The following is a 26657-nucleotide window of genomic DNA, read 5'->3' as shown; positions in this document are numbered from 1 at the left end:
CGGTGTTCCCCGCATGCCTGAAATCATGATTCAGTCCGTAGAAGTTTGATGTCATATTTGCCGATTCTTGTCGACTATTTTCTATACTACGCTACCGCCGCCACTAGACCAATTCAGCAATGCCGTAGACGTTGGCTCGGTCGTTTGGCGTAGGGCTAATAATCCCAGCTTGGTTCAATGCGACATAAATAGCGATGTCCGCCTTGCGCTCCATGTTGGACATCGCAGCTTCTTTCCTTTGTTCCCAATTGCGGATGTTCAATTAAATATTGCATCTAATCCCAAGGAAAGCCTCTCCGCTTGGTTAGAGAAGCGGGCAGGCTCAATCCAAAAGCTGCATGACTAGACAAGGCCTCTCAACAACCGACAATATGAAAGGCTAGTCGGCGAGCAGGTGGGGAAAGTAAACCTTGATGGACCTTCACATGTTATCCGCCAAATATGAACGCGTCAGGTATTTCGTATATTTCGTAGCGTCCGATGCGGACCACGCTTGTATCGCCGCGTCGCGATGCATTGAACGGTGATTGGGCATCGCTTGAAACAGGCCGACCATCACGGAACAAAATATTGCGCTCGCCGCCATCCGGTGTGTCGATATGAACGGTTGCCGTAGTGGCGCGCCGTATCACGCCTGCTTTGCAAGACGACATTGGCTTGTTGGGCTCCGCGACGCAGCGGATAGGACCAGTCGCATGATATGGTGTACCTGCAACTAGCGCATCGCGCGAGTGGAACGGGTGATTGTTCGCCCCTCCTGCGCCCGTCGCACCGCCTCCACTGGAGCGAGCCGAGATATTCAACGCAAAGCGTGCTGTTTCGCCTCGTCTTCCCGAAGCCCTCATCTGATATACACGGATTGTGTAGGTGCCCGCTCTTCCGGTTCGGACTTCGAATTGGTCGCCGCTTGTCGATCCGATGAAGATAGCTTCCCCGGTCGATCCAGGCTCCATGACATTGAAATAAGGCGAGCCGCTCTGTGGTTGCATAGTAACCGAAAACATCTGTCCGGCACCGAGCCGGATGTGATAGTCAAGATAGTCGCGCCCCTTGATCGATCCGGTTACGGTCGTTCCCGTTGCTCCACGCGCAAACTGCACATCTTGAACCTGTTGCGCCGCAAGAGGCGAGGCAAGAACGACGGACAATGGGATAAGTGCGATAGCAAAACGCTTCATAAGAACTCTCCTAGGCAATCAGTTTCTGTCTCAGTCATCTTGGAGCAAATTCAATATTTGTCGAGTCTGACAGGATAGGATCGCGAAAATCCCACCAGTTGCGATTTATGCAACTAATTATTCTGCTTGAACCGCATGTAACATTCAACGGCCAAAACAGTCAGCACTGCGCTGACAATGGTGATGCCACTGACCATTGGCAGGGAGGGCATTTCGGTTACAAAAGGTGCTACCGTGCCTATGATATCTCCTGCCGTGCCGACCAGCAGGACATTTCCAATATTATTGGCGAAATGAAGCCCAGCCGGAACAAGCAAAGATCCGGTACGCCATGCCGCCCAGCCCCAGACCGTTGCGGTAACTGTATAAGGCAGCATGGCCCAGGTCGAACCCTCATAGGATATGACATTGCCAATATGCATGGCACCAAATAGAAGTGCCTGGAGCAGAATGGAGAGAATGACCGAGTTCGAAAGATTGAAAATAAACTGCATGATCAACCCGCGGAACAGCAATTCTTCAAATGCAGTCTGTATGACTAAGCCTAACAAAGTCAGCGCTACGAAACCTAACCCTGCAGAAAGCAAGGGTCCGAAACCTTGAAACCGGGTTTCAATGAGCGGAAAGGCTATGAGTGCGGAAGCGGCGGTTATGCCGACCCCTATCATTATGCCCCATAGATATCTGGCCATATTTGGCGGCCATGCTGGCAGAGCGACGGACCACCAAGGGCGGCGCAAAAGGAAATGAACGACGATCGGCAAGGCGACAAAAGCGGGAACGAAGGAATACTCCTTGAGCAGATCCCCAAAATCGTCGGACAAACCCATCACCGCGAACAAAATGTAAATCGGAATTGGCAGGGTGAACCAAAGCAAAACAACCAAACCAATAGTAGCGATATACCACCACGGCTGAGACTTTCCCTGTCGCGACCAATCCAGATAGCTCGTCATAAAGCGGCTTCACCTCCCCCTCAAACAGAAAGGTGAGGGAAATCGGGACACGATGCAATAACTCATTGTCCCCCTGTTCAAAGTGAGCGGTTGCGCCATTCGCTTGGCGAGCAGTCAAACCATCGACGGAATGCGCGACCGAAAGTTGTGCTGTCACTATAGCCAGATGCAAGGGCTACATCCTTGATCTCCGTTCCGGTCTTCAATATCTGGCTGGTCGCAACCTCTCTCAGGCATTGGTCTAAGACATACTGGAATTTCGTGCCGGCGTCGGCGAGGCGACGCGCCAGCGTTCGTTCTGACATTTTCATTTCCAACGCGACTTCCTTGAGTCTTGGAATTTTCGCATGTTGATAGATATGGGACTCTACCAGTCTCTTCATCTCGGCCATCGGGCAGGTCAAGGCTGCGCCTGTGCTGCTATTGTCTCCAAAACCAGCTTCTCGATCGCGATGTGTCAATTCCATTCTGCCAGAGCCGAACCAGCTTCTGGGAACAATGAGCGCGGAATCGCGCGCGTTGCAGAATATCCTGCAACGCCCTTGAAGCGCTCCTGGCCCGTTTTCAGCATAGGCTGATGTTGAAAGCATCAGGACAGGTTTGGTCTGTCTACGTTTCGCGTCGGTAGGTTGGAATAGTTCGGAAATTCGGAGCAGCAAGATTGCGATCATGTCTGCCGCAAAACGACCAAATTCGCCAAGCTCTGGGATCGAAGCGATAGCAATGGTCGGATCATGTGTTTTAATCGCCCTGATCGAGAGGGTGTAATTATTCTTAGAAATTTGAGTTATCGTTTGCCGGAGTGCATTCTGCAGTGAGTTCGCCTTGGCAACCATTTGCAAATGATCCATGCCGAACGGCATTGGGCCAAGATCAGAGAAGTGCTGCAGGATATCCGATGTCCCGACGTGGTCAAAGAGATTTGCGGCCATTATCAGATCGTCGGCGGTGGATATCATCACAGGCAATGGTGTGAACGGACGATATTTGGTTCCCTCAACCAACCATGCTGGCCAACTATAATCCTCTCCATATTTCCCCAAGATGCCCAGGTTTGTATTCCGCCCGGCAATCCTCTGAATTTTGGGCAATGCCTCATCGACAATCGCTCTGAAATTCTGGTGAGAAGAATTTTGCGCGCTTTTGACCTGAGGGGATGATGATGGCAGCATCTGCATAGTCTATGGCAGCAGAAGTCTATAGTCCACCGGCAGGCAACAGAATAGGCATATATATCGAGTGGTTGGCGATTCCGGAGGGCAGGATGAAGATCAAAACGATAATTTCAGTTGCTGCATTTGTTGGGCTTCAGGCCTGTGCCGCAGATCAATCTGCATCTCCGGCAATCCAACTGCCCTTCGGTGGGTTGGGCGGAACGAGCTGGCAATTGGTCGAGATGCAATCGATGGATGATACGCAGGGAGTTGCACGCCCCGACGAACCTTCAAAATACACGCTTTCCTTTGCTGCCGATGGTTCCTTGTCGGCAAGGCTGGATTGCAATCGCGGGACCGGAAATTGGCGAAACGACATCGCCAATGCGACCGGCGGTTCCCTGACATTCGGTCCCATGGCTGTCACCAAGGCGTTGTGCCCGGATCCGACACTGGGCGAGAAGCTTGAACGACAACTTCCCTATGTGCGCAGTTTCATTATCCGCGACGGACAAATGCATATGGCGCTGATGGCGGACGGCGGGATCATTGTGTGGAACCCAGTAAACTTGTCACAATAGGGCAATATCATGTCGCAAAAATTACCAAGAACTTGTATTGCTTGGTAACATTATGATTCTTTAGGAAGGTTTGCCGTGTTGAATATTTCACGCCGTAAGGGGCGCAGCTCGATCCTCACCAGCGTAGGTCTGGCCGCTTTCGCAATAAGCTGGGCATCGACTGCCTGGGCCGATCCCACTCCGGAATGTAACACTGGTTCAGGTAACGATTCACTGGAATGCGGGGTCGATTCAGACGCGTCAGGCGACGAGGCAACTGCCGTTGGAACCCGCTCCAATGCAGTCGGAGACGGCTCGACAGCCGTTGGCATCGAGGCTCAATCAATCGGCGAATCTTCCACTGCGGTCGGCGACTCTAGCACTGCTTCGGGCAATAACGCGGTTGCGGTTGGGGTTAGTGCCAATGCATCCGGTACCCTATCCGCCGCCGTCGGCCCCAATGCGGTCGCATCGGGCGTCGCGAGTGCCTCTTTCGGCGACGCTGCAAACGCCAGTGCCGAAGCCGCCATTGCACTGGGCGCTGGCACCAAGGCTTCTGCAGCTCGTGCCGCCGCGCTCGGCAATAACGCTGAAGCGGACCATGCCGATGCGACGGCGCTGGGCAGCAATACCAAAGCGTGGCAGGTCGGCGCAACGGCGGTCGGCGCCAACGCCTATGCCGACAAGGCCAACGCGACCGCCGTCGGCGATACGTCGCGGGCCACCGGCACGGCTGCCACAGCGATGGGCTTCACCGCCAATGCCTCGGGAGCGCAATCGACGGCGGTCGGGACTGGGTCACAGGCAATGACGACCGGCGCCGCCGCCTTTGGCCACGGTGCTGTGGCGCAGGGCGAGAATGGGCTCGCGATGGGCAACCTCGCCAATTCGGGCCTGATCGGCTCCATCGCCATCGGTAATAGTGCATACTCGTTCGCACGGCAGGGCGTCGCGATTGGCGACAGTGCCAGAGCCACCGCCGAGAATGCGGTTTCAATCGGCCATCAAGCGCAGGCAACCGGAACAGATTCGATTGCAGCCGGTCGCGGTGCCGCAGCATCGGGTACATTGTCCGCCGCCGTCGGCCCCAATGCGGTCGCATCGGGCGTCGCAAGTGCCTCTTTCGGCGACGGCGCGAACGCAAGCGGCGAAAGCGCGGTCGCCCTGGGCTCCGCCGCCAAGGCTTCGGCGGCTCGTGCGATCGCGCTCGGCAATAGTGCGGAAGCGGACCATGACGATGCGACAGCATTGGGCAACAATGCCAAAGCGTGGCAGGTCGGCGCCACTGCGGTCGGTCACTCCGCTTATGCAGACAAAAGCGACTCGACTGCCGTCGGCACGTCGTCGCGCGCTACCGGCACAGCTTCAACCTCGCTCGGCTTTTCGGCGAACGCCTCGGGAGCGCAATCGACGGCGGTCGGGACTGGGTCACAGGCAATGACGACCGGCGCCGCCGCCTTCGGCCACGGTGCTGTGGCGCAGGGCGAGAATGGGCTCGCGATGGGCAACCTCGCCAATTCGGGCCTGATCGGCTCCATCGCCATCGGTAATAGTGCATACTCGTTCGCACGGCAGGGCGTCGCGATTGGCGACAGTGCCAGAGCCACCGCCGAGAATGCGGTTTCAATCGGCCATCAAGCGCAGGCAACCGGAACAGATTCGATTGCAGCCGGTCGCGGTGCCGCGGCATCGGGTACATTGTCCGCCGCCGTCGGCCCCAATGCGGTCGCATCGGGCGTCGCAAGTGCCTCTTTCGGCGACGGCGCGAACGCAAGCGGCGAAAGCGCGGTCGCCCTGGGCTCCGCCGCCAAGGCTTCGGCGGCTCGTGCGATCGCGCTCGGCAATAGTGCGGAAGCGGACCATGACGATGCGACAGCATTGGGCAACAATGCCAAAGCGTGGCAGGTCGGCGCCACTGCGGTCGGTCACTCCGCTTATGCAGACAAAAGCGACTCGACTGCCGTCGGCACGTCGTCGCGCGCTACCGGCACAGCTTCAACCTCGCTCGGCTTTTCGGCGAACGCCTCGGGAGCGCAATCGACGGCGGTCGGGACTGGGTCACAGGCAATGACGACCGGCGCCGCCGCCTTTGGCCATGGTGCTGTGGCGCAGGGCGAGAATGGGCTCGCGATGGGCAACCTCGCCAATTCGGGCCTGATCGGCTCCATCGCCATCGGTAATCGCTCCAATGCCTTTGCACGGCAGGGCATCGCCATTGGCGACAGCGCCAGGGCATCGAGCCAAAGCGCGATTGCAACGGGTTATAATTCCACGGCTTCGGGCGAGAGTTCGATCGCCGTCGGCGAATTGGCTGTTGCCAGCGAACAGTATGCGATGGCCAGCGGATATAAGGCGAATGCAGCAGCGCCCTCGACCATCTCCATCGGCGTCGAATCCCAAGCGACGAAGGCGGGAGCGGTGGCGCTCGGTCCAGTGGCCAAGGCTGACGGGCAATCCTCGATCGCCGCAGGCTTGAATGCACAGGCATCGGGACTAGAAAGCGTAGCAATGGGAGCCGGCGCGACTGCAAGCCATGACCTGAGCGTTGCCATAGGTGGCGCGTCAGAAGCTTCAGCGACTGGTGCCATGGCCGCCGGATACGGTGCCAAGGCCACCGGGACCAAATCCACCGCATTGGGTGATTCGGCCATGGCATCGGGATCGCAGTCGATCGCGGTTGGCAACCTCGCTAACGCGAGCGGGAACTTCGCGTCAGCTGCCGGATACCAGTCGGTGGCATCGGGCAATCTGTCGATCGCCAGCGGCTATCAGTCGCAGGCAACCGGGATCAGTTCGGTGGCGATGGGGCCGCTGGCATCCGCCTCTGCCCTCGACGCGATGGCGCTTGGCGCGCGATCAAACGCAACGGCTTCCGGATCGGTTGCTCTCGGCGCCGGATCGGTCGCCAACCAAGCCAATACGATTTCGGTTGGCGCAGTCGGAAGCGAACGGCGCATAGTCAATGTTGCAGCGGGGACGGCGCCGACCGATGCCGCCAACGTCAGTCAGCTTACAACGGCAGTCGCGACCCTGAACAACGCCAACGCTGTACAGGACGCGGCGATCACAGGATTACAAACTCAAGTCGGAACAAACAGCACGGCTATCGCAGGTATCCAGACACAGGTCGGTTCCAATACTTCGGCGATTTCGGGCCTCCAGACACAGGTCGGACAGGTCGACAACAGGCTTACCACCGTCGAATCGCAGGTGGCGTCGAGCACGGGCCAGCTCAACGCGCTCGACACGCGGGTTACCACCAACGAAGCGACGATTGCCAACCAGGGCACCGCCCTGACAGCGGTTCAGGGTCAGGCCGCTGGAAACACTTCTGCAATCGCAGGGCTCGACACACGGGTAACGGGTAACGAGAATGAAATCCTGGCTTTGGGAACGCTGGTGATTGGCCAGCAATTTGGCGGGTTTACATCGAGCAATCAGGCGGGAGCTGGCGTTCCGCAGACAACGGGTGCCAATGCCTCCGCTGGTGGCGCGGGTGCCATGGCGTCGGGTGAGCGTTCTGTCGCGGTCGGCAATTCCAGCACTGCAAGTGGAGCTGGCTCGACAGCTCTCGGCAATATGGCGATGGCCACGGGCACAAACTCCGTTGCTCTAGGCGCCAATTCGACCGACGAAGGCGAGGATAATGTCGTCTCGGTCGGCAGTACGGGGAGCGAGCGCCGGGTCACTCATGTTGCCTCTGCCGTGAACAATAGCGACGCGGTCAATCTAGGCCAGCTGACCAGCTCGCTCAATCAGTTCACGTCCATGTCGAACAGCTACACCGACCTGCGTATCCTGGATGTCAAAGCCGACATCCGCGACCTTCGGCGGGATTCGGAGGGCGGCACCGCTGCGGCCATGGCGCTTGCTGCGATTCCGCAATCATTTCAGCCAGGTGTCGGAATTATCGGCGGTGGCGTCGGCGTGTGGCAGGGTGAGCAGGCCTTCGCTATCGGCATGTCGAAATCGGACCCTGAAGGGCGCTTGGTTTTCAGGATTGGCGGGACTGTTACCAGTCGCGGCCAGGCAGGCGGAAGTGCCGGCTTTGGAATCGCATTCTAATATTTGGGCGAGGAGAGAGATTATGAAAAGAGTAATAGGCAGTACCGCGACCATTGCGCTGTTGATTGCACCACTCGCCGCGTTTGCGCAGACACCGTCGGTGTTGCAAGATCTTGTCGGGGCGAGAGGCTCCTCCTTTGAATCCGAAATGGGAAGCCGCGGCTACAAATTTGTGAAAAAGGAAGGCGAAGCTCAATATTGGTGGAACCACAAGGACAGGCAATGTGTCTCGGCTACTATAGCCAACGGTCGGGTCGATACACTCAATCCGCAAGACGCTGGACAATGTGGCCATTCTGCACATGGCGGAAACACTGCGGCAGGGGTTGTTGCCGGAGCTGCTGCTGTCGGATTAATCGCTGCGCTTGCGCACCATCACAAGAAAGATAACTCGCGAAACACGCCTGAATATAACACGGAATATCAGCGCGGATATAATGACGGCATATATGGCGGTCATTATTCAAGAAATGATTCAGAGGCATACCACTCAGGCTTCATGGCGGGTGAAGCGGAGGGCAATAATCGCAAACATTCCAACAGCGTTCTGGTTCGTGGTGCGCCTGCTGCAGCTCAGAATGCCTGCAAGGAACGGGGTGACGATTATTGGGGTGTCCCATCGGGCAGCACGGTTCCGGTGGGCGTATTCCACTATAACAATGGCCCTTACGAAATCACGGTCGCGTCAGGCCATCATCGCGCGACATGCAATGTGAGCGCCAGTGGACGCGTGAGCAGTTTCGCTGAATGATTTGAGAGGCGGCCGGAGATTTGGGTGCGCCCAAATCTCCGCGCCGCAATCGATCAACGCAAAATTGAGAAGCAACAGGAGCTAGGAATGATGGATATTCGAATTGCAGGTGGAGTGCTCGTCGCCAGCCTTCTTGTCAGCGCCTGTTCGCAAGAGGCCAAGCAGCCCGATCAGGCTGCGGAGACAACTACAACTGTGCCAAACAACGATAATAATGGTCCCCCACCTCCACCTGATATGCAGACTACCGCTGCCGAGCCAGTCTCAGCGCCTGTTGCGGACGCAGCTCAGGGTGATGGTATCACCACAAAGCGACTAAGCTTTGAAAAAGGATCTTCATCTGCTCGCGTCGAGGGGAAAATCACTGGCTACGAGACCGTTGATTACATTCTCAACGTCCGTGCTGGTCAGTCGATGAATATTTCGATGGCATCACCAAATACCGCCGCATATTTCAACCTCCTCGAGCCCGGAGAAACTGAGGCCGCCATATTCAACGGTTCGATGGGCGAAAATATGTTCGAAGGTGTTGCAGCCAAAAGTGGCGACTATCGCATCCGCGTTTATCTCTACCGCAACGCTGCAAGGCGAAACGAAAAAGCCGATTACGGGCTTGAGGTGGCCGTCAACTAAGCAATGGGCGCAGCTCTGCCCCTACAAAAGTTTGGAGAAACAGGATGAAACGATTTTCCAGTCTGGCCATTGTATCCATGTCGGCGTTCGCGCTTGCCCTAGCTGGTTGTGGCTCTCCGGGCGGGACGGAAGATAATGCCGAGGCGACCTCTGCACCCGACGAGGTTGTGGCAGAAGCAAATGCCCCTGTCGAAATGTCGGCACCGGTTTCCGTTGCGTCGGCTGACCCTATCCGTGGCAAGGGTGGTCTGGAAGAGAAGTGCCTTGCTCGTGTTGCGCAAACAACAGGGGCACCGGTGATTGGCACCAATCGAATCGAGGAATCGGAAGCGGCGATCGAAATCTACGTCAATGTGGACGGTGCCCAAGCTCCGTGGAAATGCCTGGGATATAAAGATGGCTCAATCGGTGAGGTAATGTTCACCGGCGACGAAGGAGCGCTATAATATAGTTCGCGAAGCCTTTGATTATTTTGCAGCAAATTTATGAGGTCGCATATGAAATGGGTGTTCTGGATATTTCTGACTTTCTATGTGATCGCTGTCTTGCTGCTCCTCGTGAGCGCGTTCGGCTGGTTCGGATCCGAGAAGGATCCACTCTCGGCAGTTTTCTTGCTTCCTCTCGGGCTTCCTTGGAATATCTTGGCTGATCGGATTGGCATTGCCGGCACGCCGACGTTGATTGGTGCGCCGCTGCTCAACGCTGCCATTCTTTTTTGGCTATGGAAACGATAATCACTTCTTGCCCGATAGAATATAAAACTAGGTCTAGCGGGCCATTCCTGCTGCGCGCATCTCGATTGGAGTCACTACACCGTCGCGATCTGTGTCAATTTTGTCAAAATTGGTCTGTGTTGCAACGCGATACTCGATGAGGGTTATCGTTTGATCTTTGTCCGTATCGAACTGGCTCATCAAAGGAGCGGGATTAATCGGAATAGCGTCGGGATTTGCAAGAGCTGCAAACTCCCGTGGATCAAGTTGCCCGTTGGCATCGCGATCAAGCCGATCAAAAACTGCCCGGTTCTGGCGCAACGCCTCGTTGGCCGCCGTTTCTCTTTGAACGGCCTTGATCTCTTCGGGAGAAATCACCCTATTCCCATCGCGATCATAGCGGGCGAATTCGGCGTCCATTTGGCGAACAAACTCCGCCCTAGTTAGCGGCTGGGCTTCAGTGCTCTTCTGTGCGTCTTGAGCTGCTGCAGTCGTGCTTCCCAACACAGCGACCACAATGAACATTACTCGCTGGCAAATAATCAATTTGCAACGCCCCCATCGTTGGTGTGAATTGGTTAAGGACCCGCTTGGCGCGTTGAGTAGTTGAGTCTCCATAGTTCCTCATATTTTAATGTAGTGGCAGATGCCATTGATCGGCAATCTAGCCCGAAATAAATGGTTGTGGCTATCGGAAGATCTCATCAGTTCCGCAAGATTGTAAATCACCTACACCGCAACCTGTCAATCTCGACCAAGGGGAATGGACTTGTAACGGCTTTGCGCCGGTCACTTGAGAGTTTAACACTCGATCAAGGAGACCGACGAGATGAAGAAGCATACAGAAGAGTACAAACGCGAGGCTGTGCGGATTGCGCTGACCAGTGGATTGTCGCGGCGCGGCTGGCGGGGAAGTCCCTTGGTGATCGCCCGCATCGGCGCTTCGGTATCGCGATAGCCCGACGCATAGGCCCAATCGAGCACCGCGCCGCGCCGCTGGCGGACGCGACGCGCTGTCTCGGGCTTCTCAAGCCAGATTTCTGCGAGCAGGTCGCGGATCATCGGGCCGGTGATTTGATCGACCCGGAATTTTCCGATGTGAGGGAAAGCGTAAAGTTCGAGCGTTCGGGTGCATGGTGCTTGCCATTGCGCCATGTCTTGGAATGCAGCTCGCAAACCTTCGCTGCCGCGTCCTTGAAGATCGGGACCCCCTGCCGCTTGCGCCGCTCGAAAGGCGGGTCGATGCCCAACTCGATCTGACTGCGGATTTCGCGCGCCAGCTCGCGCGCTTGCGCCAGACTGACCTTCTGGCAGCTACCTAAGCCGAAGTCCCGCCGGTTGCTATGCTTCTGGACCCGGCACACCCAACTGCCGGTGCCTCCCGGTCGATCCATTCGGACGAGCCCGTTGCCATAGCTGACGCGGCTCGACTTGCCTTTGTACTTCGCAGCCCCGTTCGATACGTTTTTCATCGTGGTAATCATAATTTTCCGCCCACATTGGCAAAAATGTCGGACTGGATCCTGTGGGACACACAGGGACCCGAATCACCTCTCAAACCCGCAGAAAATCTGGGGTTCTGAAAACGGCTCGAGAAATAGGGATTAGAATTTGGCGGACAGGGTGGGATTCGAACCCACGGTGAGCTTGCACCCACGGCGGTTTTCAAGACCGCTGCCTTAAACCACTCGGCCACCTGTCCAATCACGGCTCCCATAGCGTGAAGTGCGGCTGGGACAAGAAAAACATTGGCTGGTGGGGAGGGGGCGCTGCGGTTGGTTTTCCGTCTGGCGTGCGAAAGACTCATTTTATCTGCGCCTAGTCTAGGCAAGCCGCCTGCTAATGTGCGAAAGAACGTAAATGGGATGGGAAGCCAAAACCTTGCTCGATACCAAGTTAAGATGGATCGCCTCTTGCGTGATGCTACTCGCCTGTCTGGCTTTGGTTGCCAGCGCCTCGCCGCTGAAAGCGCAGGATCAACAGGGCTTTACCGCTTATGTCCAGTCTCTTTGGCCAAAAGCGGCGCAAAGGGGCGTGTCGCGCGGAACCTTTGATCGGGTGACGTCGGGGCTGGTCATCAGCGAGCGCGTCGTTGCGCTCGATCGCGACAATCTAGGCAGCCCCTCCTCAGCCAACAATCCAATCCCGCCTTTTGCGCCCTATCTAGCCAAGCATGTCGATGCGGCGCGGATCAATGGCGGACGCCGCGTCCACGAACGGCTGTTGCCGCTTTTGTCGCGTATCGAGGCGCAGACCGGCGTGCCGAGCAGCATCATGATTGCGATCTATGGTCATGAAACGGCCTATGGCCGCGTTACGGGCGGGTTTGACTTGCCGCAGGCGCTCGCCACACTCGCCTATGAAGGGCGTCGGCGCAGCCTGTTTGAAGGCGAATTTCTGGCGACGCTGGAAATGGTCGAGCGCGGGGTGCCGCGCGATGCGTTGAAAGGCAGCTGGGCGGGTGCGTTCGGCTATCCGCAATTCCTGCCGTCTGTTTATCTGCGGTTGGGACGCGATGGCGATGGCGACGGCAAAAGCCGCATCTGGTCAAGCGAAGCCGACGCCATTGTATCGATTGGTGCTTATCTGCATCAAGCTGGCTGGCGGGAAGGGCAGCCGTGGGGCATTGCCGTGCGCGTTCCCAACGGGTTCGATCGGAACCGTGTGTCCAATCGTCTGGCTCCGACGCGTTGCACGCGGGTCTTTGAACGTCACAGCCGTTGGCGGACAATGGACGCCTGGCGCGCAGACGGGTTTCAACCGATTGGAACGAACTGGCCAGATGGTCATGTTCTGGCGACCTTGCTGGAACCCGATGGCCCGGGACGCACGGCCTATCTGTTGACCGGAAATTATCGCGCGATACTCGATTATAACTGTTCCAATTTTTATGCATTGTCAGTGGGGTTGTTGGCCGATGAAATTGATCGTTAAACAGGCGGCGATGGGGTTGAGCATCGCTTTGTTGCTCACCGGCTGTGGCAGTTTTGATGGCAAGCGCGACGGCATTCCCGTCGCAACTTCGGCACCATTGCCATCAACAACCGTCCGTGACGGCCCGCCAAAGCTGGGCGCGCCTTTTACTGTCGACGGCACCACCTATACGCCTGCCGATGTGGCCGATTATGACGCGGTTGGCTATGCTAGCTGGTATGGCGATGAATTCGCCGGAAAGCCGACTGCCAACGGCGAAACTTACAACCCTGACGGAATCAGCGCGGCCCATAAAACATTGCCACTGCCAAGCTATGTCGAGGTGACTGCCCTTGATACCGGGCGCACGATCCTTGTTCGCGTCAATGATCGCGGCCCGATGGTCAAGGGGCGGCTGATCGACCTGTCAAAAGCGGCCGCGAAGCAATTGGGAATTACCGGCGTTGCCCCTGTCCGCGTGAGGCGTACCAATCCGTCCGAATCCGAACGCGCGCAATTGCGTGCCGGTCGGGCCGTCGCCACGCGATTGCCAACGCCTGATTCACTCTTGGCCATTTTACGCAAGAATATCGCGGATCAGCCGGTTCCTGCTGCGCGCAAGGACGTGGCGACATCAACGATACCCGCTGCCACGACAGCGACAACCGCCGCCGCCACCCCGGGGGATCGCTTCATTGTCGAAGGCAACGGCGCGAAGGCAGCGGCGACGCCCTCGAAAACACCGACGGCGGCCCCTGCGGCTCCCACTCCCACCACGACCAAAGCATATGTCGTTCAGGTCGCGGCGTTCAGCACCCAATCGCGTGCCGATGCCTCGGCGCGCGCTGTCGGCGGTCAAGTTAGCAAAGCGGGTAAATATTGGCGCGTTCGCATGGGGCCTTTTGCAAAGGAATCCGACGCAAAGGCCGCACAGAAAACCGCGCAGTCCAAGGGTTTTGGTGATGCGCGGGTCATGCGTGACCGTTAAACAATCGGGACGATGAAACGGACACGGATCAGATGGGGCGCCGGAATCATCGGCACGATTGCGGGCGCGCTTTTGCTAGTCAGCACGTCAGGCGCGTCTCAGGCACCATCACATCCGGTAACCGCCAGTCGGCCGATCTTTGCGACCCAAGCGCCGATCGCTTTACTAAAGGACATGGATTCGGGCGCGGTGCTCTTTTCGCGCAAGCCCGACAAACGCTTTGCTCCGGCATCGATGGCCAAAGTGATGACCGCTTATGTTGTACTCGACCTGATCGACAGCGGCAAATTGTCGCGCCATGCGGTCTTCACCGTCCAACGCAAAACATATGAACGCTGGAACAGCGGCAATGGCGGATCGACCATGTTCTTGCGAGCTGGTGAAAAGGTCAGCGTCGATGAATTGTTAATGGGGCTGATCACCGTTTCGGGAAATGATGCCGCCGCCGTGCTCGCAGTGGGGATCGACGGCAGCGAGGCCGCTTTTGTCGCGCGTATGAACAGGGTCGCCAAATCCATCGGGCTGTCCGCCAGCCATTTCGGGACCCCGAACGGTTGGCCCGACGGTGGATTGACCAAAGTGACCGCCAATGATCTGCTGCATCTGGCCGACCGGCTCATCCGCGATTTCCCCGCCGGCTACGACCGCTATTTTTCACTTCCCAGCCTGCAACATGGCATAACCCCCGACGGCAAGCCGATTACCCAGCCCAATCGCGACCCGATCATCGGGCATTTTCGGGGCGCCGATGGGTTGAAAACCGGGCATACCGAGGAAGCGGGCTATTGTTTTCTTGGTTCTGCGACGCGGAACGGGCGGCGCCTGATCATGGTCGTCGCGGGCCTTGGCAGTGCAAAGGCGCGCAAAGATGAGTCGATGAAGTTGATGACGTGGGGATATGACCAATGGCGCGTCCAGCCGGTTTTGGCGCCCAAAACAACGGTCGGCACGGTTGATGTGACCGATGGCGATGCGCCGGTTGTCGCGGTCAGAACGACACGGAGGGTGACGATGACATTGCCCAAGCATCATGACGGCCATTTCCAGTCGATCATCCGCTATCGCGGGCCATTGCGTGCGCCGATCAAAAGCGGTTCGGTGGTCGCCGATCTGGTCGTGTTGCCCGATGGCTTACCGCCCCAGACAACGCCGCTCGTTGCCGCCAATGATGTGGCCAAGGGCAACTGGTTTGATCGGGCGCGCACCGGCTTTTATCGGCTGACCGGTCTATGACGGTGCGCTTCCTTTCGCTCGAAGGCGGGGAGGGGGTTGGGAAATCCACCCAGATCCGAGCACTATCGGCTGCTCTGGGCGCACGCGGAATTGAGACCATCGTCACCCGCGAACCGGGCGGCAGCGCGGGCGCAGAGGCCATTCGCGGCTTGCTGATGCAGGGGAGCGATGATCGCTGGGATGCGCGATCCGAGGCGCTGTTGTTCGCTGCTGCGCGCGCGGACCATGTCGCAAAGACCATCCGCCCTGCGCTGGACTCTGGAATTTGGGTATTGTGCGACCGCTTTGTCGATTCAACCCGCGCTTATCAGGGCGGGGGAGGCGGCGTCGCCGATACCGACATTATGGCTCTCCACCAGTTCGGATCGCAAGGCTTGCTCCCCGACCGGACTTTCCTCCTGACGCTCAGCGCAGAAGAAGCAGCCTCGCGGCTCATCGAGCGTGATGGCGATGCCACAGACCGGATGGGCAGCAAACCTGTCGATTATCAACTCCGACTAGCTGACCGCTTTGCAGCAATGGCGGCGGCCGATCCCGAACGTTGGCGCGTCATCGATGCTGGGCGCCCTGCCGATGCGGTGACGGCTAGCATCCTTGCAGACTTGGACGATTGGCTATGATGATCGGTCATAGCGACCCCGAAGCCGCCTTTCTGGAAGGATGGCAGAGCGGGCGGCTTCACCACGCCTGGCTGCTCGCGGGACCAAAAGGGATCGGCAAGGCCAGTTTTGCCGAACGGGTGGCCCGTTTCCTCGTCACCCATGGCGCGCCGGAGGCCGACGCCCCCATCGGTCTTGATGATGCAGGTGACGCCGTGGCCGACCGGCTTTTTGATGCCGGAAACCATCCCGAAATTTTGCGATTGATGCGTTTGCCTAAGGAGAAAGGTAAGGAGCTGGCCCGCAACATCACCATCGATCAGGTGCGCCAGATGATCCGCAAAATGCATCTGTCGCTATCGCTAGGTCATTGGCGTGTGATCCTGATCGATGCGGTTGATGATATGGAGGGAGACGCAGCCAACGCGCTGCTCAAAACGCTAGAAGAACCGCCCGCACGCACGCTGTTTCTGCTGGTCAGTCATTCTCCGGGTCGCTTACTGCCGACGATCCGGTCGCGATGCCGGACCCTGCGATTTCAACCAGTTAGCTATGACAGCATGACGTCATGGCTGCACGAACTGCGCCCGATGATGGACATTGCCGACGTCAAAGCGATTGCCGGTGCCGCAGGCGGCGTTCCGGGCAAGGCGCTGGCCTTGATCGACAGCGATGTCGCCTCTATGGAAAAGAAATTGCTGGCGATTGCCACCGGCGGCGATGCCAATAACCGCCTTCGAGCAGCGCTCGCCAAAGAAGTCAGCGGTGTGGCCAATCGGCCCAAGCTCGAACTGATGCTCGATGTGGTGCCCGCGATCCTTGCGAAACTGGCGCGGGAGCGGCCGCCAAGCGAATTGGGACCAGTATTGGCAGAGTGGGATCATGTGCAATTTAACCTGCGCCACGCCATTCGCGGATCCTATGATGGAGCCATGATAGGTTTTGATGTAGGCAACTGCTTGGCTCGATTGGCGTCTGGCATACAAAAAGCCGCGCACTGACGCTTCCCCTTGCCGATGATGGGCGTTACACGCGCAGCCTATGCCCGAACCTTTTTATATCACCACAGCGATCAGCTATCCCAATGGACGCCCGCATATCGGCCACGCTTATGAAGCCATAGCGACCGATGTCATGGCGCGGTTTCAGCGGATGCGCGGGCGTGATGTCCGGCTGGTTACCGGCACCGACGAGCATGGGCTGAAAATGGTGCAGACCGCGCGCGGTGCGGGGCGCGACACATTGGAATTTGCGGACGAAATGTCACAATATTTCCGTGATATGTGTGCCACACTCAATATCAGCTATGATAATTTCAGCCGCACGTCGGACGCCGCTCATCAGGTCGCATCGCAGGCGCTGTGGCGCGCTATGGAAGCCAATGGCGACCTGTACCTCGATCGCTACGAAGGCTGGTACTCGGTTCGGGATGAGGCTTTTTACGATGAAAAGGAGCTAAGCGACGGGGAAGGGGACGTAAAACTGTCCCCGCAAGGCACACCCGTCGAATGGACCGCCGAAGAAACCTGGTTCTTTCGCTTGTCGGCCTATCAGGACAAATTGCTGACCCTCTATGAAGATCAGCCCGATTTCATTCGTCCTGAAAGCCGCCGCAACGAGGTGATGCGCTTTGTTGAAGGCGGGCTTCAGGACCTTAGCATCTCGCGCACCAGCTTTGATTGGGGCGTGCCGGTTCCGGGATCGCCGGGGCATGTGATGTATGTTTGGGTCGATGCGCTGACGACCTATTTGTCGGGGATCGGTTATCCTGATCAGGATGGCGACTTTGGTCGCTTTTGGCCCGCGAACGTTCATATGATCGGCAAGGATATCGTGCGTTTTCATGCGGTTTACTGGCCGGCGTTTCTGATGAGTGCCGGTTTGCCGCTGCCCAAACAGATTTTCGGCCATGGCTTCCTGCTCAATCGCGGGGAGAAAATGTCGAAGTCGCTCGGCAATGTCGTCGACCCGATGCTGCTTGCCGAACAATTCGGCGTCGATCCGCTGCGTTATTATTTACTCCGCGAAGTCAGCTTTGGTCAGGATGGCACCTATTCGGCGGAATTGATCGTTCGCACTGCCAATGCTGATCTGGCAAACAGCTTCGGTAATTTGGCTCAACGCAGCTTGTCGATGATTTTCAAGAATTTGGACGGTGAACTGACGAACGATTTTGCGTTCAGCGAGGATGACCGCACTCTTATGGGGCTTGTGGAAGGCATGGCAAAAACACTCACCCCACGCGCCTTTGACGATCTCGCCTTTTCGGTGGGCATCGAAGAATGGATAAAGGCTGTGTTTGCCTGCAATCAATATGTCGATGCGCAGGCGCCCTGGGCGCTCCGAAAGACCGATCCCGACCGGATGACGGCCGTTCTGATGACCTTATTCCAGTGCGTCCGCACATTGGCCATCGCCATCCGTCCGATCATCCCTGCATCTGCCGACACCTTGCTCCATCAGATGGGTCTGGCGCCCGATGCGCGCGACTATGCTGCACTCGAGGATACGGACTGGTTTGCAACGCTTTGCGCTACAGACTTCAAGCTGGGTCAGCCCGTCCCCATTTTTCCGCGTCTCGAATTACCCGAAGGGGAAGGGGAGGTTGCGGCCTGATGCTGGTCGATTCGCATTGCCACCTCAATTACAAGGGTCTTGCCGAGCAACAGGATGACGTGCTGGATCGCGCCCGGGCGCGTGGAGTCACTGCGATGCTCAATATTGCGACGCGCGAGAGCGAATGGGACGATGTTCTTGCAGCGGCCGAGAATAATGCCGATGTATGGGCGAGCGTCGGCATCCATCCGCACGACGCCGACCAGCATCCGGACATCGACACCGCAAAGCTGGTCGAACGCGCCGCGCATCCACGCGTCATTGCCATCGGCGAGACCGGGCTCGATTATTATTACGACAAGAGTGACCGCGAGCGACAGCAGCAGAGTTTTCGACGCCACATCGTCGCTTCGCAGCAAACGGGTCTTCCGATCATCGTCCACACCCGCGACGCCGAGGCTAATACGCTGCGGCTGCTTGGCGAAGAGATGGCGCGCGCACCCTTTCCTGGCGTCATTCACTGCTTCACGGCGAGTGACGATTTTGCCCGCAAAGCCCTTGATTTAGGTCTTTATATTTCGATTTCGGGAATCGTGACCTTCCGTAATGCCTCCGATTTGCAGGCGAGTGCGAAATGGATCCCCGAGGATCGGCTGTTGGTTGAAACCGATGCGCCCTTCCTGTCGCCGGTGCCGCATCGCGGCAAGACCGGTGAACCGGCCTTTGTCGCGGATACACTGGCTTTTCTGGCCGATTTACGCGGCACGACACCTGAAGCCCTCGCCGAAACGACCAGCAGCAATTTCTACCGTCTGTTCAGCAAGGCGATAGCATGACGCCAGTTTCGGCATGAAGCTTCGCATTCTGGGTTGCGGAACATCGTCGGGTGTACCGCGGATCGGCAATGATTGGGGGCAGTGCGATCCCGATAATCCCCGCAATCTGCGCAGTCGCGCATCGGTGATGGTTTCTCTCGGCGGCTATCGTATCCTCGTAGATACCAGCCCTGACATGCGACTGCAACTGATGGCAGCCGAGGTCGGCGAGCTTGATGCAGTCGTCTGGACCCACGAACATGCCGATCATTGTCACGGTATCGATGATCTACGGCAAGTCATGCATTTAAGGCGCAGACCTGTGCCGGCCTATGCCCGCGATCATGTGCTCGACATACTGCATTGGCGGTTCAGCTACGCCTTTGACGGTAATGCCGGTTATCCGGCCTCGGTTGATCCTATCGCATTGACGGATCATCAATGGATTGGCCCCATAGAAGTGTCGGCGATCGACATGCCGCACGGTCCGATAAAAGCCAGTGGGTTGCGTTTTAGCGATGGGGCGCATAGCATTGGTTATGCTACTGATTTTTCCAAGTTTACAGACGAGATGGTGGAGTTTTTCGACGGTGTCGATCTGTTCGTCATCGATGCCTTGCGGCGCTATCCACATCCGACCCATCCGCATTTGGCCATGAGCCTTGAGGCCCTGGAAAAATGCGGGTCACCGCAGGCCATCATTACCCATATGGACAATACGATGGACTATGTCGATTTGTCTGGTGAACTTCCCGACAATGTCGAACCCGGCTATGACGGGTTAGAGGTGCAGTTATGAGCATGGACATGGGTGTCGAGTTTCTTTGGTTTCTGGGTGCGATGTCATTAGTGGTCAGCGCGTTGATTGCGCGGCGACTCCCGTTGACCGACTGGATCAAGATGTCACTGGCATGGTTCGCCATTTTCGCCTTGTTGTTCCTTGTAATCCGCACATTTCAGGCTGTGACATGACGAGGCTACCTAAGCTTGCCTTGATATAGTTTAACATAATATATATTATCGGATATATTTATGCCGACGCCTCCAAGCCCTACTCCCATCGACCGCCTGCTCGCCATCATGCGCCAGTTGCGCAATCCCGTTGGCGGCTGTGAATGGGATTTGGCGCAGGATTTTCAAAGCATTGCATCCTATACCATCGAAGAAGCATATGAAGTTTCCGATGCGATAGCGGGCGGACAACCTGACGCCATATGCGATGAGCTGGGTGATCTTTTGCTTCAAGTCGTTTTTCACAGCCAGATCGCCAAGGATCAGGGTCTCTTTGACTTCAATCAGGTCGCCGAGACGATCAGCGACAAAATGGAACGCCGCCATCCGCATATTTTTGGTGATGCCACCGCTGACGATGTCCACGAACAATGGGAGCGCATCAAGGCTGACGAGCGCGAGGCCAAGGCTGAAACGAACAGCGCGCTAAGCGGCGTGGCCTTGGCACTACCGGCGCTCTTGCGCGCGCAAAAGCTTCAAGGACGCGCCGCGCGTACCGGCTTTGACTGGCCTGATGCCACCGGACCACGTGACAAGATTGATGAAGAACTAACTGAAATTACAGAAGCAAATGACGCGGCTCATCGTCATGAGGAAGTCGGCGATTTGCTCTTCGCCGTCGTCAACTATGCCCGCCATTTGGGTGTGGATGCTGAAACGGCCTTGCGCGACGCCAATGACAAATTTGCGCGGCGTTTCTCTGCGATGGAAGAAATCGCGGGCGGATCACTAGATGGTCTGAACCTCGTCGCTCAGGAACAGCTATGGCAGGACGTCAAAGCGACCGAGCATCGGGCCACAGACGATGAAACCGTGCCCAATCGCTCGGATCCAGCCTGACCGTCAAAAGCTGCCCGCCTTCTGAGTCTGCCTCCGCCAAGACTTCGCCTCGCGCGTGTAGCCAAGCGCCAGCATCACCCTGCCCATAATCAACCAGAATCCGGTGCGTGTCATGCTCTGCGGTGAGTTTGGCTGCCATCAAGATGCGAGCGGCTTCGGTCCCCTCACCTGTGACCGCCGATACAATTGCTACATCGTCGCGATGGGCTGCTTTCTCTTCGATGACGGCGCGAAGGTCGGCGTCTGCTAGGTCGACCTTGTTCCAGATTTCGATTTGCGGGACCGGCTGCACCCAATCGTCATCGTCTTCCTCATCGCCTTCGCTATCGTCGCCAGAAGCGCCATTGACGCCAAGACCATCAAGAATGGCGCAAACATCGGCAAATTGCGCTTCGCTGTCTGGATGCACAATGTCGCGCACATGGACGATCAAGTCGGCTGTCGTCACTTCCTCCAGCGTGGCGCGGAATGCAGCGACCAATTCGGTCGGCAAATCCGACACAAAACCCACGGTGTCAGACAGGATTGCCTTATCGATTCCGGGCAAGCGGATCTCGCGCATCGTGGGGTCCAACGTGGCAAACAACATGTCTGCCGCCATGACGCCACTTCCCGTCAATATATTGAAAAAAGTAGATTTTCCCGCATTGGTATAGCCTACCAGCGCCACCACCGGCCAAGGCGCGCGCTGGCGCTTGGCACGCTGAAGGTTGCGGGTGCGGCGGGCGTCGTCGAGCTGACGCCTGATACGCGCCATGCGATCGCGGATCACGCGCCTGTCGGCCTCGATCTGGGTTTCGCCCGGACCACCGAGGAAGCCAAAACCACCGCGCTGGCGTTCAAGGTGGGTCCAGCTGCGCACCAGCCGTCCAGCCTGATAATCCAGATGGGCCAGCTCGACCTGCATCCGCCCCTCGGCTGTGACGGCGCGTTCGCCGAAAATTTCGAGGATCAGACCGGTCCGGTCGATGACCTTGGCCCCGAAGGCGGTTTCCAGATTGCGTTGTTGAATGGCCGAAAGCGGCGCATCAACGATAACGAGCTGCACGTCCCTGGCCGTAACATCGGGCTTGATCGCCTCGACCTGACCGGCACCGATCAACGTCGCCGCGCGCGTTTGGCGCAGCCGCAGGGGATGGACGGAGACGACCGAAAGGCCGATCGCAAGCGCCAGACCTTTGGCCTCCTCAATGCGCGCATCAAGATCGCGAGACAGCCCCTGCCCGCGCCATTCTGGAACAATCAGCAGCGTTGCCGTGCCACGCGAAATTCCCGCAGCTTCATCCACCATGGATGGGATCAGTCATCGCTGTTATCGTCAGACGTTTCTTCGCTAAGGTTGATCGGACCATTGGGCTGAACCGTCGAAATGGCGTGCTTGTACACCAACTGAACCTGCCCATCGCGCTCGAGCAGCATGGAGAACAGGTCAAAGGCGGCGATTTCGCCCTGAAGCATGACACCGTTCACCAAGAACATCGTCACTGCTTCGTCCGATTTGCGAACGGCATTCAGAAAGACGTCCTGCAACGCCTTGCTTTTCCCTGCCCCGACTTCTTTCAAACTGTCGCGAATCGTGGAAAGGTCGAAATCATGCGAAGGCATGACGGTTGAGATGGCGTGCTTGTAAACAAGCTGTGACTGGCCATCGCGGCGCAGCAGCAATGAAAAATTGTCGAACCAGGTGATGATGCCCTGCAATTTGACGCCCTTGACCAGGAACATGGTCACGGGAGTCTTGCTGCGGCGCAGCGAGTTTAGAAAGAGATCCTGGAGATTTTGATTTTTGTCGGACACTTTGGCCTCCTGTTTTTGGCGGTGTTGCCGCGTTATGCGCGCACATTGACGAGCGTGCGTTGTTTTCGAAGTTTCAATATGATGCAAAGCGGCAGTCCGGTCCAGACTTCGTTTGCGATCCGCCACATTTGGATAGGTCCTGACCCTAGCTGCCGTTACTCTCGCTCGTTTCTGTGAGCCCGAGCAACTTAAGCTTTCGGTGCAAGGCCGACCGCTCCATCCCGATAAAGCTCGCGGTGCGAGAAATATTGCCTGAGAAGCGGCGAATCTGGATACGCAGATATTCGCGCTCGAAATTTTCCCGCGCTTCTTTCAACGGGATAGACGTAATTGATTCGGGACTGGGCAGAATATCGGCACCGCCCCGCATTAATTCCGCCGGCAGCATGTCGATATCGATTTTGGTCAAGCGTTCGCTGGGCGCAAGGATCATGACGCGTTCGATGACATTGCGCAGTTCGCGCACATTGCCGGGCCAGTCATGGGCTTGCAGAGCGGCGAGCGCCTCTGGACTGATCGCAGGCGCCTCGATGCGGCGGTCGGCGGCATAGCGCATGATGAAATGCTCGCACAATGCGACAATGTCGTCCCGGCGTTCGCGCAATGGCGGAATATGAACCGGCACGACGTTGAGCCGGTAATAAAGATCCTCACGGAAGTGATTTTCTGAAATCTCTTCGAGCAGATCGCTTGCCGAACCCGAAATGATCCGCACATCAACCCGGATTGTCGTGCGTCCTCCCACACGGGCAAAGCTCTGTTCGGTCAGGACACGCAGAATCTTGCCTTGCGTGGTTAGCGGCATGTCGGCGACTTCATCAAGGAACAGCGTTCCGCCATGGGCCTGCTCCAGAACGCCAACGCGAATCGCGCCGTCGGGACCTTCGGTTCCGAACAGTTCCGCTTCGACCGTTTCGGGGTCCATCCGTGCCGACGAAATCACCCGAAATGCAGCGCTGTTGCGGCCACTCCAGCCATGCAGAACGCGCGCGGCCACCTCTTTCCCCACGCCGGGCGCACCGGTGATCAGGACGCGGCTTCCCGTTCCCGCTACGCGCTTGAGGGTAGCACGGACGTTGTTGATGGCCGCGCTTGTCCCGGTAAGCTCGTCGGCCTGCCCCACTCTTTCGCGCAGCTGCTCATTTTCGAACTTCAACCGTTCGCTTTCGGTCGCCCGCGAAACCAGATGAAGCAGGCGTTCGGCCTCGAACGGCTTTTCGATGAAATCAAAAGCGCCGCGACGGATGGCGGCCACCGCTGTGTCCAGCCCGCCATGGCCCGATATCACGATGATCGGCAATGTCGGGTCAAAGCTTTTGATCGCCTCGACCAACCCCAACCCGTCGAGCCGTGACCCTTGTAACCAGACATCGATCAGCGCCAGTGAAGGGCGGCGCTGACGAATGGCTTCCAACGCTTCGTCGCTGTTAGAGGCGGTGCGGGCTTCATAGCCCTCATCCTCCATAACACCGGCGACCAGATCACAAATATCGCGTTCGTCATCTACTATCAGGATATCAAGCGCCATCGTCATCTCTGCCTGTTCGATTGCGTATGCGGCCCGGAACAGATTCCCCCTGGCCCGCACTTGCTGTTTCTCCCCCCTGTCCGGCCAATGGCCGCAATCGGTCGGGATAGAGTGTCATCACCACTCTGGTTCCCGGTCCGGTTTCTGCATCCCCGAATTCCAATTCACCAAAATGCTGCTCGACGATTTTTTTGACGATCGCCAGCCCAAGACCCGTGCCACCCTGTCTTGTGGTCATATAGGGTTCGGCAATGCTCTCGCGTTCCGTAGGCAGGCCAATGCCATCGTCGCTTATCGCGATCAGCAAGGCTCCATCGGGCCTGTCGATAATCTCCGCTTTGACATGGCCTTGTGGTGATGTGGAATTTTTTTTGTTTCTTTCCTCAACGGCTTCAACAGCATTTTTTACAATATTTGTAATTGACTGAGACAGTAAGCGCCGATCGCAAACCAGCGGCTCAGGATCACCATCTACGGTGACGGAAAAGACAATCTCCGGCTTCGCAACTTCAAACAGAAACACTGACTTGCGGACCATGTCCCAGATGTCCTCGGCCCCGAATGTGGGTTTGGGCATCCGGGCAAAGCTAGAGAATTCGTCGACCATGCGACGCAAATCCGCAACCTGCCGGATCACCGTGTCGGTCAGTCGGCGAAATGTTGCCGGGTCATTTTCTATCTTGTCGCCAAATCGGCGTTGCAACCGTTCAGCCGCCAGTTGGATGGGGGTCAGCGGGTTTTTGATTTCATGCGCGATGCGACGGGCGACGTCGGACCAAGCGGCGCGTCGCTGATCGAGCAATTGTTGTGTAATATCCTCAAAACTCAAGACAAAACCGTCGCCGAGTGCGACCGCTTTGGCCGCCAGCGTGCGCGGCTCACCATCGCCGCGCGCCAATTGAACCACAGCCTCAGGTTCGCTCCCGTCGAGCAAACGTGTAAGCTCAGGGGCAACGTCGTCCAGCTTCTGTCCGACCAATCCGCCAGAATTCCCGCAGATGAGCCGCTCGGCCGCAGCATTGGTGAGCTGAATGCGATGATCGGCATCAACCGAAACGACCGCAGATGACACGCCGCTCAACACAGTTTCGATAAAGGTCCGGCGAGCATCAAGTTGCTCATTCGCGGTAAGCAGGGCGCCCGTTTGTCCCTGCAATTGTTCGGTCATGCGGTTAAAGGCGCGCGTCAGCACGGCGATTTCATCGTCACGCACGGGGGGCGTCACGCGGACCGACAAGTCACCGCCAGCCGCCGTGCGCGCCGCCCCGACCAGCGTTCCCAAAGGTCGAACAATACGGTCCGCCACCACAATTGCGGCAACCACCGCAAGCGCCAGCAACAGCAGGGACCCCAGATAGAGCGCGAGGTTAAAGCGCAATTGCAATTGCTGTGACTGACGAAACATCGCATTGTAATCGGCCAGAACGGTGCGCGCGCGATCAAATTGCTTCAGGCCCAGGACATTCGCATCGCGCGAGGCGTAAAGATAAAGCCGCTCTGGCCCCGCAAGTTTTGTCGATGCTTCGATCTTGTCGCCGCGCTGCAAGGTGACGACCGACTGGCCGCTGTCGAGCTTCTTGATGGTTTCGGGGGATATGCGCTCTGCCGCCACCCTGTCATCAGGATCGATAAGCGCCTGAGTGGCATAGTCTCCTGCCGCATTCACCCCAATGATAGCAGACTCATTCAGGCTACGAAAGACGACCTGTTGCAAATAGAATAGTTGGAATTCAGGGTCGTCGAGAGGCGTTGTTTTGAGATATTTGTTGATATCATCGGCCATCGTTAAAGTGTTGGCTTCAACCTCTTTCTGGTTTTCCTGATAATAGCCCTGCGCCAATCCTGCGGCATTTTCGAACATCCCGCGAGAGCGATCGGAAAACCAGAAGTCGACTCCGAATTGGAACAGCAAAGACGCGAAAATCACCACCAACAGTGTTGGCGCTGCTGCGATGAGCGAAAAGAGTGCCACAAGGCGAACGTGCAACCGTCCATTGCCACCATCCAACGAACGAACAGCGCGCGCGCGCGCAAGGCGGCTGCCGATCAGCACGAGGAGCGTCATTGCCGGAACCAGATTGGCGACCATTATGGCGGCCACCAGCGCTGGCGTCAGCAGGCGTTCGCTCTGGGTATCCCCTGTTACAAAAATATAGGTCGCGGCTGCTACGCTGGCGATGACGGCCAGCGTGTAATATTCCATCTTGGCGAAACGCCAGCCGGTCCCTTCGTCGGCAGCCGACTCGGATTGGGCAGATGGGTTCAAGGTCGCGGTCGGCTCCATTGTTGCCGCAATACGACAAAGCTGTTGCACAGAAAACACACAATTTGTGCAAAGCGGTGCATTTCAACAGAGAATCGCATCAC

The 26657-nt window shown here is 57.3% G+C and carries 27 protein-coding genes and 1 tRNA gene; 16 read left to right on the top strand and 12 right to left on the bottom strand.

Annotated elements, in window-relative coordinates; translation table 11 throughout:
* Window positions 1-103: 103 nt before the first annotated feature.
* The 4 genes from ACR3XE_RS09365 to ACR3XE_RS09350 all read right to left on the bottom strand — a co-directional run bounded on the left by ACR3XE_RS09365 (window position 104) and on the right by ACR3XE_RS09350 (window position 3312).
* The gene (locus ACR3XE_RS09365; protein WP_473697911.1) at window positions 104-262 is read right to left on the bottom strand and encodes a hypothetical protein; all 159 of its coding nucleotides are present in this window, start codon (window positions 260-262) and stop codon (window positions 104-106) included.
* Between the two features lie 166 nt (window positions 263-428).
* Window positions 429-1178, bottom strand: coding sequence for a hypothetical protein (locus tag ACR3XE_RS09360; protein ID WP_473697912.1), 750 nt, complete (start codon window positions 1176-1178; stop codon window positions 429-431).
* Between the two features lie 113 nt (window positions 1179-1291).
* The gene (locus tag ACR3XE_RS09355) at window positions 1292-2134 is read right to left on the bottom strand and encodes a CPBP family intramembrane glutamic endopeptidase (protein WP_473697913.1); all 843 of its coding nucleotides are present in this window, start codon (window positions 2132-2134) and stop codon (window positions 1292-1294) included.
* 77 nt (window positions 2135-2211) lie between these two features.
* Window positions 2212-3312: a helix-turn-helix transcriptional regulator gene (locus ACR3XE_RS09350; protein WP_473697914.1), complete on the bottom strand. Its 1101-nt coding sequence runs from the start codon at window positions 3310-3312 to the stop codon at window positions 2212-2214.
* A gap of 86 nt (window positions 3313-3398) precedes the next feature.
* Here ACR3XE_RS09350 and ACR3XE_RS09345 point away from each other — a divergent pair, with 86 nt between their 5' ends.
* The 6 genes from ACR3XE_RS09345 to ACR3XE_RS09320 all read left to right on the top strand — a co-directional run bounded on the left by ACR3XE_RS09345 (window position 3399) and on the right by ACR3XE_RS09320 (window position 10031).
* Window positions 3399-3869 carry an META domain-containing protein gene (locus ACR3XE_RS09345; RefSeq protein WP_473697915.1) on the top strand — a complete coding sequence of 157 codons (471 nt, stop codon included), beginning with the start codon at window positions 3399-3401 and terminating at the stop codon, window positions 3867-3869.
* Window positions 3870-3944: 75 nt separating this feature from the next.
* Window positions 3945-7913: a YadA-like family protein gene (locus ACR3XE_RS09340; RefSeq protein WP_486185674.1), complete on the top strand. Its 3969-nt coding sequence runs from the start codon at window positions 3945-3947 to the stop codon at window positions 7911-7913.
* The gene (locus ACR3XE_RS09335) at window positions 7888-8664 is read left to right on the top strand and encodes a hypothetical protein (protein ID WP_473697918.1); all 777 of its coding nucleotides are present in this window, start codon (window positions 7888-7890) and stop codon (window positions 8662-8664) included. The genes ACR3XE_RS09340 and ACR3XE_RS09335 overlap by 26 nt, the downstream gene beginning before the upstream one ends.
* Window positions 8665-8751: 87 nt before the next feature.
* Entirely contained in the window at window positions 8752-9297 is a 546-nt protein-coding gene (locus ACR3XE_RS09330; protein ID WP_473697920.1) for a hypothetical protein, read from the top strand.
* Window positions 9298-9341: 44 nt separating this feature from the next.
* Window positions 9342-9743 carry a hypothetical protein gene (locus tag ACR3XE_RS09325; protein ID WP_473697921.1) on the top strand — a complete coding sequence of 134 codons (402 nt, stop codon included), beginning with the start codon at window positions 9342-9344 and terminating at the stop codon, window positions 9741-9743.
* A gap of 51 nt (window positions 9744-9794) precedes the next feature.
* Window positions 9795-10031: a hypothetical protein gene (locus tag ACR3XE_RS09320; protein WP_473697923.1), complete on the top strand. Its 237-nt coding sequence runs from the start codon at window positions 9795-9797 to the stop codon at window positions 10029-10031.
* A 33-nt stretch (window positions 10032-10064) separates the two neighbouring features.
* Here ACR3XE_RS09320 and ACR3XE_RS09315 read toward each other — a convergent pair whose 3' ends face one another.
* The 4 genes from ACR3XE_RS09315 to ACR3XE_RS09300 all read right to left on the bottom strand — a co-directional run bounded on the left by ACR3XE_RS09315 (window position 10065) and on the right by ACR3XE_RS09300 (window position 11712).
* Window positions 10065-10430 carry an EF-hand domain-containing protein gene (locus ACR3XE_RS09315; protein WP_473697924.1) on the bottom strand — a complete coding sequence of 122 codons (366 nt, stop codon included), beginning with the start codon at window positions 10428-10430 and terminating at the stop codon, window positions 10065-10067.
* Between the two features lie 381 nt (window positions 10431-10811).
* Window positions 10812-11165, bottom strand: coding sequence for a phage integrase central domain-containing protein (locus ACR3XE_RS09310; RefSeq protein ID WP_473697925.1), 354 nt, complete (start codon window positions 11163-11165; stop codon window positions 10812-10814).
* Entirely contained in the window at window positions 11069-11482 is a 414-nt protein-coding gene (locus ACR3XE_RS09305; RefSeq protein WP_473697927.1) for an Arm DNA-binding domain-containing protein, read from the bottom strand. The genes ACR3XE_RS09310 and ACR3XE_RS09305 overlap by 97 nt, the downstream gene beginning before the upstream one ends.
* A 140-nt stretch (window positions 11483-11622) precedes the next feature.
* Window positions 11623-11712 (bottom strand) — tRNA-Ser (locus ACR3XE_RS09300).
* A 218-nt stretch (window positions 11713-11930) separates the two neighbouring features.
* Here ACR3XE_RS09300 and ACR3XE_RS09295 point away from each other — a divergent pair.
* From ACR3XE_RS09295 to mazG, 10 genes are read left to right on the top strand one after another with little or no spacing between them, the layout of a single operon-like run.
* Window positions 11931-12944 carry a lytic murein transglycosylase gene (locus tag ACR3XE_RS09295; RefSeq protein WP_473700314.1) on the top strand — a complete coding sequence of 338 codons (1014 nt, stop codon included), beginning with the start codon at window positions 11931-11933 and terminating at the stop codon, window positions 12942-12944.
* Window positions 12928-13911: a septal ring lytic transglycosylase RlpA family protein gene (locus ACR3XE_RS09290; protein WP_473697928.1), complete on the top strand. Its 984-nt coding sequence runs from the start codon at window positions 12928-12930 to the stop codon at window positions 13909-13911. The genes ACR3XE_RS09295 and ACR3XE_RS09290 overlap by 17 nt, the downstream gene beginning before the upstream one ends.
* 12 nt (window positions 13912-13923) lie before the next feature.
* Window positions 13924-15144: a D-alanyl-D-alanine carboxypeptidase family protein gene (locus ACR3XE_RS09285; protein ID WP_486185673.1), complete on the top strand. Its 1221-nt coding sequence runs from the start codon at window positions 13924-13926 to the stop codon at window positions 15142-15144.
* Complete coding sequence (gene tmk, locus ACR3XE_RS09280; RefSeq protein WP_473697930.1) at window positions 15141-15764, top strand: dTMP kinase; 624 nt, start codon at window positions 15141-15143, stop codon at window positions 15762-15764. Before ACR3XE_RS09285 ends, tmk begins: the two co-directional genes overlap by 4 nt.
* Window positions 15761-16744: a DNA polymerase III subunit delta' gene (locus ACR3XE_RS09275; RefSeq protein WP_473697932.1), complete on the top strand. Its 984-nt coding sequence runs from the start codon at window positions 15761-15763 to the stop codon at window positions 16742-16744. The genes tmk and ACR3XE_RS09275 overlap by 4 nt, the downstream gene beginning before the upstream one ends.
* Window positions 16745-16784: 40 nt before the next feature.
* Window positions 16785-18359 (top strand): methionine--tRNA ligase, encoded by a 1575-nt coding sequence (gene metG, locus ACR3XE_RS09270; protein WP_486185672.1) that lies wholly within the window; start codon window positions 16785-16787, stop codon window positions 18357-18359.
* Window positions 18359-19135, top strand: a complete 777-nt coding sequence (locus ACR3XE_RS09265) for a TatD family hydrolase (RefSeq protein ID WP_486185671.1) — start codon at window positions 18359-18361, stop codon at window positions 19133-19135. The genes metG and ACR3XE_RS09265 overlap by 1 nt, the downstream gene beginning before the upstream one ends.
* 13 nt (window positions 19136-19148) lie before the next feature.
* The gene (locus ACR3XE_RS09260) at window positions 19149-19913 is read left to right on the top strand and encodes an MBL fold metallo-hydrolase (RefSeq protein WP_473697937.1); all 765 of its coding nucleotides are present in this window, start codon (window positions 19149-19151) and stop codon (window positions 19911-19913) included.
* On the top strand, window positions 19910-20086 hold the full coding sequence (locus ACR3XE_RS09255; RefSeq protein ID WP_473697938.1) for a hypothetical protein: 177 nt from the start codon (window positions 19910-19912) through the stop codon (window positions 20084-20086). The genes ACR3XE_RS09260 and ACR3XE_RS09255 overlap by 4 nt, the downstream gene beginning before the upstream one ends.
* Before the next feature lie 60 nt (window positions 20087-20146).
* A complete protein-coding gene (gene mazG, locus ACR3XE_RS09250) occupies window positions 20147-20965 on the top strand; it encodes a nucleoside triphosphate pyrophosphohydrolase (protein ID WP_473697940.1) in 819 nt (272 codons plus the stop codon).
* On the opposite strand, the gene hflX is transcribed toward mazG, so the two are convergent.
* The 4 genes from hflX to ACR3XE_RS09230 form a co-directional block, all read right to left on the bottom strand.
* Window positions 20901-22256, bottom strand: a complete 1356-nt coding sequence (hflX, locus tag ACR3XE_RS09245) for a GTPase HflX (protein ID WP_473697941.1) — start codon at window positions 22254-22256, stop codon at window positions 20901-20903. The genes mazG and hflX overlap by 65 nt on opposite strands.
* An 8-nt stretch (window positions 22257-22264) precedes the next feature.
* The gene (hfq, locus tag ACR3XE_RS09240) at window positions 22265-22762 is read right to left on the bottom strand and encodes an RNA chaperone Hfq (RefSeq protein ID WP_473697942.1); all 498 of its coding nucleotides are present in this window, start codon (window positions 22760-22762) and stop codon (window positions 22265-22267) included.
* A gap of 145 nt (window positions 22763-22907) precedes the next feature.
* Entirely contained in the window at window positions 22908-24290 is a 1383-nt protein-coding gene (ntrX, locus tag ACR3XE_RS09235; protein WP_486186021.1) for a nitrogen assimilation response regulator NtrX, read from the bottom strand.
* Window positions 24280-26556 carry a sensor histidine kinase gene (locus ACR3XE_RS09230; RefSeq protein ID WP_486185670.1) on the bottom strand — a complete coding sequence of 759 codons (2277 nt, stop codon included), beginning with the start codon at window positions 26554-26556 and terminating at the stop codon, window positions 24280-24282. The genes ntrX and ACR3XE_RS09230 overlap by 11 nt, the downstream gene beginning before the upstream one ends.
* Window positions 26557-26657 lie beyond the last annotated feature (101 nt).

Source organism: Sphingopyxis sp. 10G20-10 (assembly GCF_057365075.1).
The sequence above is the reverse complement of the archived record's forward strand: the minus strand, read 5'-3'. Positions and strand labels throughout refer to the sequence as shown.

Coding starts and splice junctions, on each gene's coding strand:
- ACR3XE_RS09360 (WP_473697912.1), bottom strand. CDS start 1,178: ATGAAGCGTTTTGCTATCGCACTTATCCCATTGTCCGTCGTTCTTGCC.
- ACR3XE_RS09355 (WP_473697913.1), bottom strand. CDS start 2,134: ATGACGAGCTATCTGGATTGGTCGCGACAGGGAAAGTCTCAGCCGTGG.
- ACR3XE_RS09350 (WP_473697914.1), bottom strand. CDS start 3,312: ATGCAGATGCTGCCATCATCATCCCCTCAGGTCAAAAGCGCGCAAAAT.
- ACR3XE_RS09345 (WP_473697915.1), top strand. CDS start 3,399: ATGAAGATCAAAACGATAATTTCAGTTGCTGCATTTGTTGGGCTTCAG.
- ACR3XE_RS09330 (WP_473697920.1), top strand. CDS start 8,752: ATGATGGATATTCGAATTGCAGGTGGAGTGCTCGTCGCCAGCCTTCTT.
- ACR3XE_RS09325 (WP_473697921.1), top strand. CDS start 9,342: ATGAAACGATTTTCCAGTCTGGCCATTGTATCCATGTCGGCGTTCGCG.
- ACR3XE_RS09320 (WP_473697923.1), top strand. CDS start 9,795: ATGAAATGGGTGTTCTGGATATTTCTGACTTTCTATGTGATCGCTGTC.
- ACR3XE_RS09315 (WP_473697924.1), bottom strand. CDS start 10,430: ATGGACGCCGAATTCGCCCGCTATGATCGCGATGGGAATAGGGTGATT.
- ACR3XE_RS09310 (WP_473697925.1), bottom strand. CDS start 11,165: ATGGCGCAATGGCAAGCACCATGCACCCGAACGCTCGAACTTTACGCT.
- ACR3XE_RS09305 (WP_473697927.1), bottom strand. CDS start 11,482: ATGAAAAACGTATCGAACGGGGCTGCGAAGTACAAAGGCAAGTCGAGC.
- ACR3XE_RS09295 (WP_473700314.1), top strand. CDS start 11,931: ATGCTACTCGCCTGTCTGGCTTTGGTTGCCAGCGCCTCGCCGCTGAAA.
- ACR3XE_RS09290 (WP_473697928.1), top strand. CDS start 12,928: ATGAAATTGATCGTTAAACAGGCGGCGATGGGGTTGAGCATCGCTTTG.
- ACR3XE_RS09285 (WP_486185673.1), top strand. CDS start 13,924: ATGAAACGGACACGGATCAGATGGGGCGCCGGAATCATCGGCACGATT.
- tmk (WP_473697930.1), top strand. CDS start 15,141: ATGACGGTGCGCTTCCTTTCGCTCGAAGGCGGGGAGGGGGTTGGGAAA.
- ACR3XE_RS09275 (WP_473697932.1), top strand. CDS start 15,761: ATGATGATCGGTCATAGCGACCCCGAAGCCGCCTTTCTGGAAGGATGG.
- metG (WP_486185672.1), top strand. CDS start 16,785: ATGCCCGAACCTTTTTATATCACCACAGCGATCAGCTATCCCAATGGA.
- ACR3XE_RS09265 (WP_486185671.1), top strand. CDS start 18,359: ATGCTGGTCGATTCGCATTGCCACCTCAATTACAAGGGTCTTGCCGAG.
- ACR3XE_RS09260 (WP_473697937.1), top strand. CDS start 19,149: ATGAAGCTTCGCATTCTGGGTTGCGGAACATCGTCGGGTGTACCGCGG.
- ACR3XE_RS09255 (WP_473697938.1), top strand. CDS start 19,910: ATGAGCATGGACATGGGTGTCGAGTTTCTTTGGTTTCTGGGTGCGATG.
- mazG (WP_473697940.1), top strand. CDS start 20,147: ATGCCGACGCCTCCAAGCCCTACTCCCATCGACCGCCTGCTCGCCATC.
- hflX (WP_473697941.1), bottom strand. CDS start 22,256: ATGGTGGATGAAGCTGCGGGAATTTCGCGTGGCACGGCAACGCTGCTG.
- ntrX (WP_486186021.1), bottom strand. CDS start 24,290: ATGGCGCTTGATATCCTGATAGTAGATGACGAACGCGATATTTGTGAT.